Source organism: Microbacterium aurantiacum, assembly GCF_021654035.1.
GTDB lineage: Bacteria > Actinomycetota > Actinomycetes > Actinomycetales > Microbacteriaceae > Microbacterium > Microbacterium aurantiacum.
This window is the reverse complement of the sequence record NZ_JAJPDW010000007.1, coordinates 40,613-57,306: the sequence shown is the minus strand read 5'-3', so window position 1 is coordinate 57,306 and position 16,694 is coordinate 40,613. Positions and strand designations below refer to the sequence as shown.

Sequence of the window (16,694 nt, the reverse complement as noted above, 5' to 3'; positions counted from 1 at the left end):
CGGATGAGCACACGTACCGTGCTTCACGAGGCCGACATCTCGCGTGCCCTGACTCGGATCTCCCACGAGATCCTGGAGTCCAACAAGGGGCCGGAGGGCCTCGTCCTCCTCGGCATCCCGACGCGGGGCACGACGCTCGCACAGAGGATCGGCGCGCTCGTCGGCGATTTCGGCGGCATCGCCGTCCCGGTCGGGGCCCTGGACGTCACGATGTACCGCGACGACCTGCATCGGAACCCGACCCGCACCCCGCAGCCCACCGACATCCCCTCGGTCGGCATCGACGGACGCACGGTCGTCCTCGTCGACGATGTGCTGTTCTCCGGCCGGAGCATCCGTGCCGCCCTCGATGCGCTCCAGGACATCGGACGCCCCGCGGCGGTCCGGCTGGCGACGCTCGTCGATCGGGGACACCGGCAGCTGCCGATCCGGCCGGACTTCGTCGGCAAGAACCTCCCCAGCGCGCGGGAGGAACGCGTCAACGTCCGCTTGCGGGAAGTGGACGGCGTCGAAGAGGTGACCATCGAGTCATGAGGCACCTCCTGGACACCCGCACCCTGTCGCGCGAAGACGCCCTGCGCATCCTGGACGTCGCCGAAGACATGGCCGACACCCAGCGCCGCGAAGTCAAGAAGCTCCCGACCCTCCGGGGGAAGACGGTGGTGAACCTCTTCTTCGAGGACTCCACCCGCACGCGGATCTCGTTCGAGGCCGCGGCCAAGCGCCTCTCGGCCGACGTCATCAACTTCTCCGCCAAGGGCTCCAGTGTGTCCAAGGGGGAGTCGCTGCAGGACACGGCGCAGACCCTTCAGGCGATGGGGGCGGATGCCGTCGTCATCCGCCACGGAGCCTCCGGTGCGCCGCGCACCCTGGCCACGAGCGGGTGGATCTCCGCCGGTGTGGTCAACGCCGGCGACGGCACCCACGAGCACCCCACGCAGGCGCTTCTGGACGCCTTCACGATCCGCAAGCGCCGGTTCGGCGCCGACAGCCGTGGCCGGGATCTCGCCGGCATCCGTGTGACCATCGTCGGCGACGTCCTGCACTCGCGCGTCGCGCGCTCCAACGTCTGGCTGCTCACGACGCTCGGCGCGCACGTCACCCTGGTGAGTCCTCCGACGCTCGTTCCGCAGGACGTCAGCCGGTGGCCGGTCGAGGTTCTGTACGGCCTTGACGAGGCTCTCGCGCGGGAACCGGATGCGGTGATGATGCTGCGCATCCAGCTCGAACGGATGAATGCGGCGTATTTCCCCACTGAACGGGAGTATTCGCGCATCTGGGGGCTCGATGCCCGGCGAGCATCGGCCCTCCCGGCGGATACGATGGTCCTGCACCCGGGCCCCATGAACCGGGGGTTGGAGATCTCCGCAGAGGCCGCCGACAGCGCCCGCTCGACCGTCCTCGAGCAGGTCGCCAACGGCGTCTCGGTGCGCATGGCCGCGCTCTACCTGCTTCTGGCGGGCGCGGGACCCGACGACCGGAACGCCGCAGACGAGGAGAGCCCCCGATGACCCAGTCACCGCCGACCGCCACCCCCGAACGGCTGCTCTTCCGCGGCGCCCGCATCGACGGTGCCGCCGCCGCCGACATCCTGGTCGCGGACGGTTTGATCGTCGGGGTCGGCGCGGGTCTCAGCCGCAACGGCGCGACCGAGATCGATGTCGACGGTCTGGTGGCCCTGCCGGGGCTCGTCGACCTCCACACCCACCTGCGCGAGCCGGGGTACGAGGCGTCCGAGACGATCCTGACCGGTTCGCGTGCAGCCGCCGCGGGCGGGTACGCGGCCGTATTCGCGATGCCGAACACCTCGCCCGTCGCCGACACCGCCGGGGTCGTCGAGCAGGAGCTCGCGCTCGGCGAAGCCGCCGGTTTCGTCACGGTCCAGCCCATCGGAGCCGTCACGGTCGGGCAGAAGGGCGAGCGGATGGCGGAGCTCGGCGCCATGGCCGACTCCCGCGCCCGCGTCCGCGTGTTCAGCGACGACGGCTTCTGCGTGTGGGATCCGCTGATCATGCGTCGGGCGCTGGAGTACGTCAAGGCGTTCGACGGCGTCATCGCCCAGCACGCGCAGGATCCCCGGCTCACCGAGGGAGCCCAGATGAACGAGGGCGCCGTCTCGGCCGAACTCGGACTGACCGGGTGGCCGGCGGTGGCGGAGGAGTCGATCATCGCCCGCGACGTCCTCCTCGCCGAGCACGTCGGTTCACGCCTGCACGTGTGCCACCTCTCCACCGCGGGATCGGTGGAGATCATCCGGTGGGCCAAGAAGCGCGGCGTGGACGTGACGGCGGAAGTGACCCCGCACCACCTGCTGCTCACCGAGGATCTGGTGCGCGACTACGACCCGCGCTTCAAGGTGAACCCGCCCCTGCGTCGCGAGGAGGACGTGCGCGCCGTGCGCGAGGGGCTCGCCGACGGGACGATCGACATCGTCGCGACCGATCACGCCCCGCACCCCGCGGAGGCCAAGGCCTACGAGTGGGGTGCGGCGGCCAACGGAATGGTGGGGCTGGAGAGCGCGCTGCGCGTCGTCCAGCACGCGATGGTCGACACCGGAATGCTCACGTGGGCGGATGTCGCCCGGGTGATGTCCCGGGAGCCCGCGCGCATCGGCCGCCTCGCCGGGCACGGCACGCCGATCACCGTAGGGCACCCCGCGCACCTCGTCTTCCACGACCCCGCTCCGATGCGCACCTTCGGCACCGCCGACCTTGAGGGGCGGAGTGTCAACTCGCCCTATGTGGGCCGAGAGCTCCCCGGCGCGATCCGCTGGACCGTCTACGGCGGTCTCGTCACCGTGGCCGACGGCGCGGTCCTGGACCGGCCCGGGGTGCGCTCGTGAACGGGGTGCTCGTGAACGGGGTGCGCTCGTGACCCGCGAGGGGGCACTCCTCATCACGGTGGGGGTCGGTGTCCTCGTCGTGGCGCTCCTCGGCTGGGCGTGGCGACGACGTGCCCGCCGCGATGCCGGGTGGTCGGCGCCCTTCGGCGATCTGCCGGCCGGTGCCGAGGTCGCGGCATCCTTCCCCGTGCTGTACGTCGCCACGACGCGCCACGGCGAACCGCTCGAGCGCCTCGCCGTCCGGGGCCTGGGTTTCCGCTCCCGCGGCGAGGTCCGCGTGGCTTCGGCGGGCGTCGCGATCGGCCTCACCGGGCAAGCGCCCATCTTCCTCCCCGCGGCGCGCGTGACGGCCGTCGCGCAGGCCACGGTCGCCATCGACCGCGTCGTCGAGCGGGACGGGCTCGTCCGCGTCTCGTGGCTCATCGACGACGACACGACGGTCGACTCCTACTTCCGCCCGCAGGATGCCTCGGCGCGAGCCCTCGCCGACGCCCTGGGTGCCCTCCTTCCGAAGAACAAGACGGGACACGACGCATGACCTCTCCCTTCGACCTCGACCCCGCTGTCCTCGTCCTCGAGGACGGGACCCGGTACCCGGGCGACGCCTACGGTGCCCGGGGCACGACACTCGGCGAGGTGGTGTTCGCCACCGGCATGACCGGGTATCAGGAGACCATCACCGACCCCTCCTACGCCGGCCAGATCGTGGTCCAGACTGCGCCCCACATCGGCAACACCGGCATGAACGACGAAGACCCGGAATCCCGACGCATCTGGGTGTCGGGCTACGTCGTCCGCGACCCGTCGCGGGTCGTGTCGAACTGGCGCGCCGATGAGAGCCTCCCGGACGCTCTCGTGCGCGACGGCGTGGTCGGCATCAGCAACATCGACACGCGTGCCGTCACCCGGCGCATCCGTTCCGAGGGCAGCATGCGCGGCGGCGTGTTCTCGGGTGCCGCGGCGGGCCTGGACGCCGAGGAGCAGCTGCGTCTCGTCCGCGAAGCCCCGGACATGCGCGGACGCAACCTCTCCGCGGAAGTGTCGGTCAGCGAGGTCGAGGTGACCCCCGCCGTCGGCGAGCGCATCGGAAACCTCGCGGTTCTGGACCTGGGTGTGAAGACCGCCACGATCAACAACCTCGCCGCGCGCGGGTTCGAGGTGCACGTCTTTCCGCAGTCGGCCACGATCGAGCAGATCCGGGCCATCGAGCCCGTCGCGGCCTTCTACTCCAACGGTCCCGGCGACCCGGCGGCGTCGGACCAGCATGTGGAGCTGCTGCGGGCCGTCCTCGACGACGGTCTGCCCTTCTTCGGGATCTGTTTCGGCAATCAGCTCCTCGGGCGCGCGCTCGGCTTCGGCACGTACAAGCTGCCGTTCGGCCACCGCGGCATCAACCAGCCCGTGCTCGACAAGGCGACCGGCCGAGTGGAGATCACCTCGCAGAACCACGGGTTCGCCGTGGACGCCCCCACCGACGGCATCGTCGAGAGCCCGAACGGGTACGGGCGCGTCGAAGTGAGTCATATCGGCTTGAACGACGACGTGGTCGAGGGACTCCGCGCCCTCGACATCCCCGCCTTCAGTGTGCAGTACCACCCCGAGGCGGCCGCGGGCCCCCACGACTCCAACTACCTCTTCGACCGGTTCCGCGACATGGTGCTCGCGGCCCACAGCAAGGACGACAACTGATGCCCAAGCGCGACGACATCACCAGTGTCCTGGTCATCGGGTCCGGCCCGATCGTCATCGGCCAGGCGTGCGAGTTCGACTACTCCGGCACCCAGGCCTGCCGCGTACTGCGCGAGGAGGGCGTGCGCGTCATCCTCGTCAACTCGAACCCGGCGACGATCATGACCGACCCGGACTTCGCCGACGCCACCTACATCGAGCCGATCACGTGGCAGACCATCGAGACGATCATCGCGAAGGAGAAACCGGACGCGATCCTGCCCACCCTCGGCGGACAGACGGCGCTGAACGCCGCGATCCAGCTCGACAAGCACGGCGTCCTCGAGAAGTACGGGGTCGAACTGATCGGCGCCAACCTCGAGGCGATCAACAAGGGCGAGGACCGGCAGCTGTTCAAGCAGCTCGTTCTCGACTCGGGCGCGGACGTCGCCGACAGCCGCATCTGCCACACCATGGACGAGGTGCTCGCCGGCGCCGCGGAGCTCGGATACCCGCTCGTGGTGCGCCCGAGCTTCACGATGGGCGGTCTCGGGTCCGGCTTCGCCTACGACGAGCAGGACCTGCGCCGGATCGCCGGCGCGGGCCTGCGGGATTCACCGACGACCGAGGTGCTGCTGGAGGAGTCGATCCTCGGGTGGAAGGAGTACGAGCTCGAGCTCATGCGTGACAACGCGGACAACGTCGTGGTCGTCTGCTCGATCGAGAACGTCGACCCCGTGGGCGTCCACACGGGTGACTCCATCACCGTCGCTCCCGCGCTGACGCTGACCGACCGCGAGTACCAGAAGATGCGCGACATCGGCATCGACATCATTCGCGCGGTGGGCGTGGACACCGGTGGCTGCAACATCCAGTTCGCCGTGGACCCCACCAACGGCCGCATCATCGTCATCGAGATGAACCCGCGCGTGTCGCGCTCGTCGGCCCTGGCATCCAAGGCCACCGGATTCCCGATCGCGAAGATCGCCGCGAAGCTCGCCATCGGGTATCGCCTCGATGAGATCCCGAACGACATCACCAAGGTGACGCCGGCGAGCTTCGAACCCACGCTCGACTACGTCGTCGTGAAGGTGCCGCGGTTCAACTTCGAGAAGTTCCCGGCCGCCGACACCACCCTCACCACGACCATGAAGTCCGTTGGCGAGGCCATGGCGATCGGTCGGAATTACGCCACGGCCCTCCAGAAGGCCCTGCGGTCGCTGGAGAAGCGCGGCTCGAGCTTCCACTGGGGCGAGGAGTCCCGTTCGGTCGAGGAGCTGCTCGACATCGCCAAGATCCCGACCGACGGACGCATCGTCGTCCTCCAACAGGCCCTGCGCCTGGGCGCGACGCCCGAGCAGGCCTTCGAGGCGACGGCGATCGACCCCTGGTTCATCGACCAGATCGTCCTCATCAACGAGGTCGCGGAGTTCGTCCGCACCGCCGCCGAACTGGACGCCCGGGTGCTGCGCATCGCGAAGGAGCACGGCTTCAGCGACGCCCAGATCGCCCAGCTCCGGGGCATCGACGAGGTGTCCGTGCGGACTGTCCGCCACGGACTCGACATCCGTCCGGTGTACAAGACCGTCGACACGTGCGCGGGAGAGTTCCCCGCGCTCACGCCCTACCACTACTCCAGCTACGACGCCGAGACGGAGGTGACCCCGTCGGAGCGCACGAAGGTGGTCATCATCGGTTCGGGGCCGAACCGGATCGGGCAGGGCGTGGAGTTCGACTACTCGTGCGTGCACGCGTCGTTCGCGCTGTCGGATGCCGGCTTCGAGACGGTCATGGTCAACTGCAACCCGGAGACCGTCTCCACCGACTACGACACGTCTGACCGCCTGTACTTCGAGCCGCTGACGCTCGAGGACGTCCTGGAGGTGCTCCACGCCGAAGCGCAGTCGGGCACGATCCTCGGCGTCATCTGCCAGCTCGGCGGGCAGACGCCGCTGGGGCTCGCGAAGGGCATCGAGGAGGCCGGCTACACCATCCTCGGCACGTCGCCCGCGGCGATCGACCTCGCGGAGGAGCGCGGGCTGTTCAGCGGCATCCTCGAGGAGGCGGGTCTCGTGGCGCCGCGCCACGGCACCGCGATCGACGTCGAGGGCGCCATCGCCGTCGCCGAGGACATCGGGTACCCGGTGCTGGTGCGTCCGAGCTTCGTCCTCGGCGGCCGCGGCATGGAGATCGTCTACGACACCGACAGCCTCCGCGACTACTTCCTGCGCATCGCCGATCAGGCGATCATCGGGCCGGGGCTCCCGTTGCTCGTCGACCGCTTCCTCGATGACGCGGTCGAGATCGACGTCGACGCCCTCTTCGACGGCGAGACGCTCTACGTCGGCGGCGTGATGGAGCACCTGGAAGAGGCCGGTATCCACTCCGGCGACTCCAGCTGCACCCTTCCGCCGGTGAGCCTCGGGCGCACGGAGATCGACCGCGTCCGCGAGGCCACCGGCGCGATCGCGCGCGGGATCGGCGTCCGGGGTCTGCTCAACGTCCAGTTCGCCGTCAGCGCGGGGGTCCTCTATGTCATCGAGGCGAACCCGCGCGCGAGCCGCACGGTTCCCTTCGTCTCCAAGGCGCTCGGCATCCCCCTCGCCAAGGCCGCGAGCCGCATCATGGCCGGCATGAGCATCGCTGACCTGATCGCCGAGGGCCTCCTGCCCGAACGCGACGGGTCGCGGGTGCCGCTCGACGCCCCGGTGGCGGTGAAGGAGGCGGTGCTCCCCTTCAAGCGCTTCCGTACCGCAGACGGACAGACCGTCGACTCCGTCCTCGGCCCCGAGATGCGCTCGACCGGCGAGGTCATGGGAATCGATCGCGACTTCCCGACCGCGTTCGCGAAGTCGCAGGAAGCGGCCTACGGCGGCGTGCCGCTCAGCGGTCGTGTGTTCATCTCCGTCGCCGACAGCGACAAGCGTGCGGTCATCCTGCCCGCCCACCGCCTCGCCGAGCTCGGGTACGAGCTCGTCGCCACCGAGGGGACGGCGGAGATCCTCGCGCGGAACGGCATCCGCGTCACGGTCGTGAACAAATACTCGTCCACGCAGGAGTCGGGGGAGCCCAACATCGTCGACCTCATCAACGCGGGGGAGATCGACATCGTCGTGAACACCCCGTCGGGCGGAATGGCTCGGGCCGACGGCTACGAGATCCGCGCCGCCGCGGTCGCGGGAGACAAGGCGCTGTTCACCACGATGGCCGTCCTCGGCGCGGCGGTCAGCGCGATCCCCGTCCTCCGTCGCGGATTCGAGGTCCGCAGCCTCCAGGAGTACGCCGTCGATCGGGCCGGGCACGCGTGAGCTCGTTCGGACGCCGCATCAGGGAGTCCCTGGATCGCTTCGGCCCGCTGTGCGTGGGGATCGACCCTCACCCGCACCTGCTGAGCGACTGGGGGCTCGGCGACACACCGGCCGGTGCCCGCGACTTCGGGCTCCGCGTGGTCGACGCGGCGGCGGGACGCGTCGGGGTCGTCAAGCCCCAGGTGGCCTTCTTCGAGCGCTTCGGCGCCGCGGGGTTCGCCGCGCTGGAGTCGGTGCTGGCGTCCGCGCGCGCTGCGGGACTGATCGTGATCGCCGACGCCAAGCGCGGGGACATCGGCTCCACGATGGACGGGTACAGCGCCGCCTGGCTGACGCCCGGCTCGCCGCTCGAAGCCGACGCCCTCACCGTGAGCCCCTACCTCGGGCCCGAGTCCCTGCGCGCGACGCTCACCGGAGCGGTGCGACTCGGCAAGGGCGTGTTCGTCCTGGCCGCGACCAGCAATCCGGAGGCCGCGGCGCTGCAGACGGCGCGCACGGTCGACGTCGAAGCGGAGGAGGACCAGTCCGTCGCCCGCCGGGTCGCACGCGACATCGCGTGGGTCAACGGCTCCGCCGCCTTCGGCGGAGAGCTGGGCCCGATCGGACTCGTCGTCGGAGCGACCGTCGACCGGCACGAGTTCGGCCTGACCGACGATGTGCTCGCCGGCGCCCCGCTGCTGGCACCGGGCTTCGGCGCACAGGGTGCCACTCCGGCCGATCTGCCCCGGCTCTTCGGCGCCGTCGCGGCGCACGTCCTCGCGTCGGAGAGTCGGAGCGTCCTGTCAGCGGGACCTGCCGGCCTGACCGCGCGCATCGACGAGCGCTCCGCCCTCTACCGGGACGCGGGGATCGCGCGCGGCCGCGGGGGAGCGGCGCACGATGGCTGATTCGCGCACCCCTCCCGAGGTCGACCGGGTCGCGGCATCGCGGCGTGCCGTGGCTGCGCGCCGCGAGCGCGCCGCGCTCAAGAACGACGTCGCCACGCGGGTGATCACCCCCCAGGAGCTCCTGCGGCGCGCGCTGGATGCGCCGACCTCGCCGGCGGGCGCGATGCGCGTCACGGAGTTCCTCACGAGTGTGCCGGCGATCGGCGCCGGGAAGCGCGATCGCATCCTCGCCGACCTCCGCATCTCGCCGGTGAAACGGCTGGGCGGTCTCGGTGCGCGCCAGCGGGAGGCGCTGCGCGCCTTCCTCGACGCCCGGTTCCCCGAACCCGCTCCTCGGTCGGGCCGCAGCCGCCTCCTCGTCCTCGCGGGTCCGACGGCGGTCGGCAAGGGCACCGTCGCCGCCCACATCAAGGAGCACCACCCCGACATCCACCTCTCGGTCTCGGCCACGACACGCGCACCGCGTCCGGGTGAGGTCCACGGCGAGCACTACTACTTCGTCGACGACGCGGAGTTCGACCGGCTCGTGGCGGAGGGCGAGCTTCTGGAGTGGGCCACCGTCCACAACGCGTACCGGTACGGCACCCCCCGTGGCCCGATCGAGCAGGTCCTCGCCGAGGGCAGGACGGTGCTCCTGGAGATCGACCTGCAGGGTGCGCGTCAGGTGCGGGCCGCCGAGCCGACGGCGACGCTCGTCTTCCTGCTGCCGCCGAGCTGGAACGAGCTCGTCAACCGGCTCATCGGTCGGGGCACCGAGGGCCCGGAAGAGCAGGCGCGACGCCTGCGCACCGCGCGGGGCGAGCTCGCGGCGCAGGCGGAGTTCGATTACCGCGTCGTGAACGACGACGTCGCGCGGGCCGCCGCGGAGATCGCCGCTCTCGGATCCTGACGCCGCATTTCGTCACGTTACGTCCGTGACGCGGAGGTGGTGATGGAGTCGGCATGATCGAAGACGTGTCCACCCTCCTCGCGCCCGCCGTGCCCGCAGCGACCGCGCAGTCCTCCCGCGGCGTCGTCCGCCTGACCGGTCTGTCGCGCGCCTTCGCGACCCCGCAGGGGGAGCACGCCGTGCTGAGGGACGTCGACCTCGACCTCGCCGCAGGGGAGATCCTCGCGATCGTCGGACCCTCCGGGTGCGGCAAGTCCACGCTGCTCAAGCTCCTCGGGGGTCTGGACCAGCCGTCCCGCGGAACCATCACGCTGGATTCCTCGGCCGTCCGCGACACCGACGACCGCACGGCGGTGGCCTTCCAGGAGCCGCGCCTGCTGCCGTGGCGGACGATCGCGCAGAATGTCGCGCTGGGCCTTCCGCGCGGGACGGCGAAGCGCGAGGCACGCGACCGCGTGGCCGATCTGCTCCGTCTGGTGGGGCTGGACCAGGCCGCGGAGCGCCGGCCCGCAGAGGTCTCCGGCGGGATGGCGCAGCGCGCGTCGCTGGCACGCGCCCTCGCGCGCGGACCCGAGGTGCTCCTCCTCGACGAGCCGTTCGGCGCGCTCGACGCCCTCACGCGTCTGCGCATGCAGGACCTGCTCCTGGACATCCACGCTTCCCGCCCCACGACCGTCGTCCTCGTGACGCACGACGTGGAGGAGGCCCTCTACCTCGCCGACCGTGTGGTGCTCCTTCGCACCCTCGGTGACGACCCCGTGTCCGGTTCCGTCGCCCGTACGGTCGACGTCCCCGGCATCCGTCCCCGCGATCGTGCAGATCACGTCTTCGCGGACCTGCGCGCCGAGCTCCTCGAAGGACTCGGCGTCCCCACCCATCACCAGACTCTCGAGGAGACCCGATGAGCACCGTCATCCGCCGCACCGTACCCGCGATCGTCCTCGCCGGTGCGATGATGATGGCCACGACCGGGTGCCTCTCGGGCGAGAACGCCTCCGCGCAGTCCGAGGGCGACACCGCCGGCACCGCTTCGGAGTGGTCCACCGACACCCTGTCCATCGACTTCGCCACCTACAACCCGCTGAGCCTGATCGTGCGCGACCAGGGACTCATCGAGGACGTGCTCGGCGATGACGTCACCGTCGAGTGGGTGCAGTCCGCCGGCTCGAACAAGGCCAATGAGTTCCTGCGCGCCGGCTCCCTCGACGTGGGCTCGACCGCGGGCTCGGCGGCGCTCCTCGCCCGCGCCAACGGTTCGCCCATCCAGGTCATCGACATCTACTCGCAGCCCGAGTGGTCCGCGATCGTCGTGCCCGAGGGAAGCGACATCACGTCCGTCGCCGACCTCGCCGGGAAGTCCGTCGCGGCCACCACCGGCACCGACCCCTACTTCTTCCTCCTGCAGGCCCTGGAGACCGAGGGCCTGTCGGTCGACGACATCGAGGTGCAGAACCTGCAGCACGCCGACGGTCGCGCGGCGCTCGAGGCCGGTTCCGTCGACGCGTGGGCGGGCCTGGACCCGATCATGGCGGCCGCCGAGGTCGAGTCCGGCGCGCAGCTGATCTACCGCAACGTCGACTTCAACTCCTACGGCTTCCTCAACGCCACCGAGAGCTTCCTCACCGAGCACCCGGATGTCGCGCAGGTGGTCGTGGACGCATACGAGGAGGCGCGTGCCTGGGCGTTGGAGAACCCCGAGGAGACCGCCGCGCTCCTGGCCGAGGTCGCCGCGATCGACATCGAGGTCGCGAACACCGTCATCCAGGAGCGCTCGAACCTCGACGTCTCGGGTGTCCCGGGTGAGGCCCAGCTCGATGTCCTCCGCGTGATCGCGCCGGTCCTCGTGGCCTCGGATGCGGTGCAGGGCGGGGAGAGCGCCGTGAACGACGCGCTCGACACCATCGTCAACGACACCTTCGCCGTACAGGCGACCGAGGGCCGATGACCTCCGCACCCGCGCAGAACCGCACGACCCCGGACGCCACCCCGCGTCCGGGGTCGTCGGCGCGCGCGTTCTGGAGCCGTCGCTCGGTCCGCATCGTCGGGGGAGCGCTCGTCCCGCTCGTCCTCCTCGCGGTGTGGCAGGCCGTCACCGTGTCGGGTCTGGTCCCGGCCTACCGGCTGCCTCCGCCGGCCAGCGTCCTCAACGCCGCGGTGCAGCTCGCTGAGAGCGGGTCGTTGTGGATCCACATCGCGATCTCGGTGCAGCGGGTGTTCCTCGGCTTCGCCATCGGCGCCGTGATCGGGCTCGCCGTCGCCGCCGTCGTGGGGCTGACGCGCGCCGGAGACGCGCTGTTGAGCCCGACGCTCGCCGCGATCCGGGCGGTCCCGTCGCTCGCCCTCGTTCCCCTGCTGCTGCTGTGGATGGGGATCGGCGAAGAATCGAAGGTCACGCTCATCGCGATCGGTGCGTTCTTTCCGGTCTTCACCACCGTGAGCCTGGCGCTCCGTCAGGTCGACGCGCGCTCGGTGGAGATGGCCCGCTCATTCAGCCTGCGCGGATTCGCGCTCTTCCGCACCGTGCAGCTCCCGGCCGTGGTGCCCTCGATCATGGCCGGCCTCCGGCTCGCCCTTGCGCAGGCGTGGCTCTTCCTCGTCGCTGCGGAGCTCATCGCCGCCTCCATGGGGCTCGGCTGGCTGCTCACAGACTCACAGTCGAACGGCCGAGTGGACCGCATCCTCCTCGCCATCGTCCTCCTGGCTCTCCTCGGCACCCTCACCAACGGCATCCTGAGCATCGTGCAGAAGTACCTGCTCCGGCGGTGGATCTGACATGAGCGGCATCGATGACGGGAGCAGCGCTCCCGGGTCCGAGGGGCGCCTCGTGGAGACCCGGGCGTTCCCTCCGTCCGCCGAGCTCACGGCGCGCGCGAACGTGACCGCCGAGGTGTACGCCACCGCGGCGGCGGATCCGATCGCCTTCTGGGAGCGCGCGGCTGAGAGGCTGACGTGGGCGCGGCCGTGGGACACCGCGCACGAGTGGGATCCGCCGGTCCGGGATGCCGACGGGGCTCTGTCGGTGCCCGCGGCGCGCTGGTTCGTCGGCGGACGCCTGAACGTCGCGGAGAACTGCGTCGACAGGCACGTCGCGGCGGGCCGCGGTGATAAGGTCGCCCTGCACTTCGAAGGCGAACCCGGTGACCGGGTCACCGTCACCTACGCCGATCTGCAGCGTCGCGTCGCGCAGGCGGCGAACGCTCTCCTGGCCCTCGGCATCGGGCCCGGCGATCGCGTCGTGATCTATCTCCCGGTGCTCGTGGAGACCGTCGTGATCACGCTCGCGTGCGCGCGCATCGGGGCGGTGCACTCGCTCGTCTTCGGCGGCTTCTCGGCCGAGGCGCTGCGCTTCCGCCTCGAGGACACCGAGGCGAAGCTCCTCGTCACCACCGACGGGCAGCACCGTCGCGGGGCCGCCGTCGAGGTCAAGTCCGCCGCCGACGAGGCCGCGGACGGCCTCGCCCACCTCGAGCACGTCCTCGTCGTCCGCCGCATCGGACAGGACGTCCCGTGGACACCGGGTCGGGACGTCTGGTGGCACGACGTCGTCGACACCGCGTCCCCGGAGCACCGGCCCGACGCGTTCGATGCCGAGCATCCGCTCTTCATCATCTACACCTCCGGGACGACGGGGCGTCCCAAGGGCCTCGTGCACACCTCCGGCGGGTACCTCACCCACGCGAGCTTCGCGCACTGGGCGCACTTCGACGCCCGCGAGGACGACGTGCACTGGTGCACCGCGGACCTCGCGTGGGTCACGGCCCACACCTACGAGATCTACGGTCCGCTCTCCAACGGGCTCACCCAGGTGATCTACGAGGGGACCCCCGACACGCCGGTGCGCACCCGGCATCTCGAGATCATCGAGCGGTACGGCGTCACGGTCTACTACACCGCGCCCACCCTCATCCGCACCTTCATGACCTGGTTCGGTGACGAGCTGCCCCCCGGCCACGATCTGTCCTCGCTCCGCCTCCTCGGCACCGTGGGGGAGGCGATCAACCCCGCCGCGTGGGTGTGGTTCCGGCGCACGTTCGGCCGTGACGTCCTGCCCGTCGTCGACACGTGGTGGCAGTCCGAGACGGGCGCGGCCATGATCGCGCCGCTCCCCGGCGTTACGACCCTCAAGCCCGGCTCGGCATCCGTTCCCTTCCCGGGGATCGACGCGGCCGTCGTCGACGAGGACGGCCGCGAGGTGGCCCCCGGTCGCTCGGGGACCCTCGTCGTGCGACGACCGTGGCCCGGGATGGCGCGCACGGTGTGGAAGGACGCGGCCCGCTACCGCGACTCGTACTGGGCGCAGTACGCCGGCCACGGAGCCCACGGCGGCTACTACGTCGCCGGGGACTCCGCGACGGTCGATGCCGACGGGTACATCTGGATCCTCGGCCGGCTCGATGATGTCCTGAACGTCTCCGGGCACCGCATGTCGACGATCGAGATCGAGTCCGCGCTCGTCGCGCACGAGAGCGTCGGCGAGGCGGGTGTCACGGCGGTCGCCGACCCGGTCACGGGCCACGCGGTCGCCGCGTTCGTCGTCGCCTCCGGTACGGCCGCCCCGCAACCGACCGAGCTGCGCTCCCAGGTGGCGCGGGAGATCGGTCCCATCGCGAAGCCGCGTCACCTCGTCGTCGTCCCGGAGCTGCCCAAGACCCGCTCCGGCAAGATCCTGCGACGCCTCCTCGGACAGCTGTGGGAGGCTGAGCAGGATCGCCGCGCGGGGCGGGTCCCGAGCCCCCTCGGCGACACCACGTCGCTGCAGAATCCCTGGGCCGTCACCCAGATCGCCGACGTCCTCGCCGACGCCTGAGCGGCATCATCCCGAACGCCCCCACAGAGAGAGCAGCATGAGCGACGATCACCGGTTCGGCTTCCGCACCCGCGCCCTGCACGCCGGCGGCACCCCCGACGCCGCCACCGGCGCCCGGGCCGTGCCCATCTATCAGACGACGTCCTTCGTCTTCGACGACGCCGCGGATGCGGGCAACCTCTTCGCCCTGCAGAAGTACGGCAACATCTACTCGCGCATCGGCAACCCCACGGTCGCCGCCCTCGAGGAGCGACTGGCGTCGCTCGAGGGCGGCATCGGCGCCGTCGCCACCGCGTCGGGCATGAGCGCGGAGTTCATCACCTTCGCCGCGCTCGTCGGGGCGGGGGACCACGTGGTGGCCTCGGCTCAGCTGTACGGCGGGACCGTCACGCAGCTCGACGTGACGCTGCGCCGCTTCGGCGTCGAGACCACGTTCGTCCCCTCCAGCGACCCGGCCGACTACGCCGCGGCGATCCGACCGGAGACGAAGGTGCTCTACGTCGAGACGATCGGCAATCCCTCCGGAGAGATCGCCGACATCGCCGCCCTTGCGGACATCGCCCACGCGGCCGGCATCCCTCTCGTCGTCGACTCGACGCTGGCGACGCCCTATCTCGCGCGCCCGCTCGAGCACGGGGCCGACATCGTCATCCACTCCGTGACGAAGTTCCTCGGCGGCCACGGCACGACCCTCGGCGGCGTCGTCATCGAGAAGGGCACATTCGACTGGGGCAACGGCAAGTTCCCGCAGATGACCGAGCCGGTCCCGTCTTACGGCGGCATCCGCTGGTGGGACAACTTCGGCGAATACGGCTTCCTGACGCGGCTGCGCAGCGAGCAGCTGCGCGACATCGGACCCGCGCTCAGCCCGCAGGCGGCGTTCCAGCTCCTGCAGGGTGTTGAGACGCTGCCGCAGCGCATCGATGCTCATCTGGCCAACGCGCGGATCGTCGCGGAGTGGCTGCAGGACGACCCGCGCGTGTCCTTCGTGACCTGGGCGGGGCTCGCGGACCACCCGCACCACGACCGCGCCGAGCGCTACCTGCCGCTCGGGCCGGGCTCGGTCTTCGCATTCGGAGTCCGTGCGGACGGCGACGACCCGGATGCCGGGCGCCGGGCGGGGGAGGCCGTGATCGACGCCCTCCAGCTCGCGTCGCACCTCGCGAACATCGGCGACGCCCGAACCCTCGTGATCCACCCGGCGTCCACCACGCACCGCCAGCTCACCGCCGATCAGCTCGATCGGGCGGGTGTTCCCGCCGACCTCATCCGCATCTCGGTCGGTCTCGAAGATCCGGAGGACATCCTGTGGGATCTCGATCAGGCGCTCACCGCCGCGACGGGGGTGACCCGATGAGCGACTCCTGCGCCCTTCCGCAGCCGTCCGTCGGAGAAGCCTGCGCCCTTCCCGGTGCAACCGCCGCCGACACCGGCCGCACCTGGGTCGGCCCGAACGCGCAGGAGCGATTCGAGATCCTGCGCTCCGCACGGTCGATCGCGGTCGTCGGCGCCTCGGACAACCCGGCTCGTGCCAGCTACTTCGTCGGCTCGTACCTGCTCGGCAGTGCCCCCTACGAGGTGTTCTTCGTGAATCCCCGCGCAACCTCGATCCTCGGCCGCCCCGTGTACCCCTCGCTGGCGGACCTGCCGTACGCGCCGGACATCGTCGACGTCTTCCGCCGCCACGACGACCTCCCCGGTGTCGCGCAGGAGGCTGTGGATGCAGGGGCGAAGACCCTGTGGCTCCAGCTGGGGTCGTGGAACGAGGATGCGGCACGGATCGCGGAAGACGCGGGGCTTCGCGTCGTGATGGATCGCTGCGTGAAGATCGAACACGCCCGCTTCCACGGCGGACTGCACCTCGCCGGGTTCGACACCGGCGTCCTCAGCTCCAAGCGACAGCTGATCAGCCGCCCGTCCGCGTCCTGACGGTCCGTCGCGGTAGACTGGTCCGATGCGCGTTCTGCGGAGCGCGCCGCCGACCTCACTTTCCCCATCCGCCGAACCGAGGAGGTTCCCATGGCCGGAACGAACCAGGGCATCATCGAGCCCCCCATCGACAGCCTTCTCGAGAAGGTCGACTCGAAGTACCAGCTGGTGATCTACGCGGCCAAGCGGGCGCGCCAGATCAACGACTACTACTCCGACCTGCACGAGGGGAACCTCTTCGACAACGTGGGTCCGCTGGTCGACTCCACGGTCGAGGACAAGCCGCTCACGATCGCGATGCACGAGATCCACGAGGACAAGCTGCGTCTGCGTCACGCGGAGTAATCCCGCTTTCGGCCGTCGT

15 protein-coding genes are annotated in these 16,694 nt (G+C 70.6%); all 15 read left to right on the top strand.

The window, feature by feature from the left end:
- Positions 1-3: 3 nt before the first annotated feature.
- Positions 4-534: a bifunctional pyr operon transcriptional regulator/uracil phosphoribosyltransferase PyrR gene (gene pyrR, locus LTL01_RS13265; protein WP_053547431.1), complete on the top strand. Its 531-nt coding sequence runs from the start codon at positions 4-6 to the stop codon at positions 532-534.
- Positions 531-1,511: an aspartate carbamoyltransferase catalytic subunit gene (locus LTL01_RS13260; protein ID WP_053547432.1), complete on the top strand. Its 981-nt coding sequence runs from the start codon at positions 531-533 to the stop codon at positions 1,509-1,511. The genes pyrR and LTL01_RS13260 overlap by 4 nt, the downstream gene beginning before the upstream one ends.
- Positions 1,508-2,842: a dihydroorotase gene (locus LTL01_RS13255; RefSeq protein WP_236968905.1), complete on the top strand. Its 1,335-nt coding sequence runs from the start codon at positions 1,508-1,510 to the stop codon at positions 2,840-2,842. The genes LTL01_RS13260 and LTL01_RS13255 overlap by 4 nt, the downstream gene beginning before the upstream one ends.
- 28 nt (positions 2,843-2,870) lie before the next feature.
- On the top strand, positions 2,871-3,380 hold the full coding sequence (locus LTL01_RS13250) for a PH-like domain-containing protein (RefSeq protein ID WP_236968904.1): 510 nt from the start codon (positions 2,871-2,873) through the stop codon (positions 3,378-3,380).
- Positions 3,377-4,531, top strand: a complete 1,155-nt coding sequence (gene carA, locus LTL01_RS13245) for a glutamine-hydrolyzing carbamoyl-phosphate synthase small subunit (protein ID WP_236968903.1) — start codon at positions 3,377-3,379, stop codon at positions 4,529-4,531. The genes LTL01_RS13250 and carA overlap by 4 nt, the downstream gene beginning before the upstream one ends.
- A complete protein-coding gene (carB, locus tag LTL01_RS13240) occupies positions 4,531-7,818 on the top strand; it encodes a carbamoyl-phosphate synthase large subunit (RefSeq protein WP_236968902.1) in 3,288 nt (1,095 codons plus the stop codon). Before carA ends, carB begins: the two co-directional genes overlap by 1 nt.
- Positions 7,815-8,705, top strand: a complete 891-nt coding sequence (pyrF, locus tag LTL01_RS13235) for an orotidine-5'-phosphate decarboxylase (protein ID WP_236968901.1) — start codon at positions 7,815-7,817, stop codon at positions 8,703-8,705. The genes carB and pyrF overlap by 4 nt, the downstream gene beginning before the upstream one ends.
- Positions 8,698-9,594, top strand: coding sequence for a guanylate kinase (gene gmk, locus LTL01_RS13230; RefSeq protein ID WP_236968900.1), 897 nt, complete (start codon positions 8,698-8,700; stop codon positions 9,592-9,594). The genes pyrF and gmk overlap by 8 nt, the downstream gene beginning before the upstream one ends.
- A gap of 53 nt (positions 9,595-9,647) precedes the next feature.
- Positions 9,648-10,499 (top strand): ABC transporter ATP-binding protein, encoded by an 852-nt coding sequence (locus LTL01_RS13225; protein ID WP_236968899.1) that lies wholly within the window; start codon positions 9,648-9,650, stop codon positions 10,497-10,499.
- Positions 10,496-11,539, top strand: a complete 1,044-nt coding sequence (locus tag LTL01_RS13220; protein ID WP_236968898.1) for an aliphatic sulfonate ABC transporter substrate-binding protein — start codon at positions 10,496-10,498, stop codon at positions 11,537-11,539. Before LTL01_RS13225 ends, LTL01_RS13220 begins: the two co-directional genes overlap by 4 nt.
- Positions 11,536-12,366, top strand: coding sequence for an ABC transporter permease (locus tag LTL01_RS13215; RefSeq protein WP_236968897.1), 831 nt, complete (start codon positions 11,536-11,538; stop codon positions 12,364-12,366). Before LTL01_RS13220 ends, LTL01_RS13215 begins: the two co-directional genes overlap by 4 nt.
- 1 nt (position 12,367) lies before the next feature.
- A complete protein-coding gene (acs, locus tag LTL01_RS13210; protein WP_236968896.1) occupies positions 12,368-14,401 on the top strand; it encodes an acetate--CoA ligase in 2,034 nt (677 codons plus the stop codon).
- A gap of 37 nt (positions 14,402-14,438) precedes the next feature.
- On the top strand, positions 14,439-15,758 hold the full coding sequence (locus LTL01_RS13205; RefSeq protein WP_236968895.1) for an O-acetylhomoserine aminocarboxypropyltransferase/cysteine synthase family protein: 1,320 nt from the start codon (positions 14,439-14,441) through the stop codon (positions 15,756-15,758).
- Positions 15,755-16,330 carry a CoA-binding protein gene (locus tag LTL01_RS13200; protein ID WP_053547442.1) on the top strand — a complete coding sequence of 192 codons (576 nt, stop codon included), beginning with the start codon at positions 15,755-15,757 and terminating at the stop codon, positions 16,328-16,330. Before LTL01_RS13205 ends, LTL01_RS13200 begins: the two co-directional genes overlap by 4 nt.
- Before the next feature lie 90 nt (positions 16,331-16,420).
- Positions 16,421-16,675: a DNA-directed RNA polymerase subunit omega gene (gene rpoZ / locus LTL01_RS13195; protein WP_053547443.1), complete on the top strand. Its 255-nt coding sequence runs from the start codon at positions 16,421-16,423 to the stop codon at positions 16,673-16,675.
- Positions 16,676-16,694: the final 19 nt, after the last annotated feature.

Excerpts from the sequence above, each read along its gene's own strand:
- LTL01_RS13205 (WP_236968895.1), top strand. The coding sequence starts at position 14,439 with ATGAGCGACGATCACCGGTTCGGCTTCCGCACCCGCGCCCTGCACGCC.
- LTL01_RS13220 (WP_236968898.1), top strand. The coding sequence starts at position 10,496 with ATGAGCACCGTCATCCGCCGCACCGTACCCGCGATCGTCCTCGCCGGT.
- carB (WP_236968902.1), top strand. The coding sequence starts at position 4,531 with ATGCCCAAGCGCGACGACATCACCAGTGTCCTGGTCATCGGGTCCGGC.
- LTL01_RS13260 (WP_053547432.1), top strand. The coding sequence starts at position 531 with ATGAGGCACCTCCTGGACACCCGCACCCTGTCGCGCGAAGACGCCCTG.
- acs (WP_236968896.1), top strand. The coding sequence starts at position 12,368 with ATGAGCGGCATCGATGACGGGAGCAGCGCTCCCGGGTCCGAGGGGCGC.
- pyrR (WP_053547431.1), top strand. The coding sequence starts at position 4 with ATGAGCACACGTACCGTGCTTCACGAGGCCGACATCTCGCGTGCCCTG.
- rpoZ (WP_053547443.1), top strand. The coding sequence starts at position 16,421 with ATGGCCGGAACGAACCAGGGCATCATCGAGCCCCCCATCGACAGCCTT.
- LTL01_RS13200 (WP_053547442.1), top strand. The coding sequence starts at position 15,755 with ATGAGCGACTCCTGCGCCCTTCCGCAGCCGTCCGTCGGAGAAGCCTGC.
- LTL01_RS13255 (WP_236968905.1), top strand. The coding sequence starts at position 1,508 with ATGACCCAGTCACCGCCGACCGCCACCCCCGAACGGCTGCTCTTCCGC.
- LTL01_RS13215 (WP_236968897.1), top strand. The coding sequence starts at position 11,536 with ATGACCTCCGCACCCGCGCAGAACCGCACGACCCCGGACGCCACCCCG.
- gmk (WP_236968900.1), top strand. The coding sequence starts at position 8,698 with ATGGCTGATTCGCGCACCCCTCCCGAGGTCGACCGGGTCGCGGCATCG.
- carA (WP_236968903.1), top strand. The coding sequence starts at position 3,377 with ATGACCTCTCCCTTCGACCTCGACCCCGCTGTCCTCGTCCTCGAGGAC.
- LTL01_RS13225 (WP_236968899.1), top strand. The coding sequence starts at position 9,648 with ATGATCGAAGACGTGTCCACCCTCCTCGCGCCCGCCGTGCCCGCAGCG.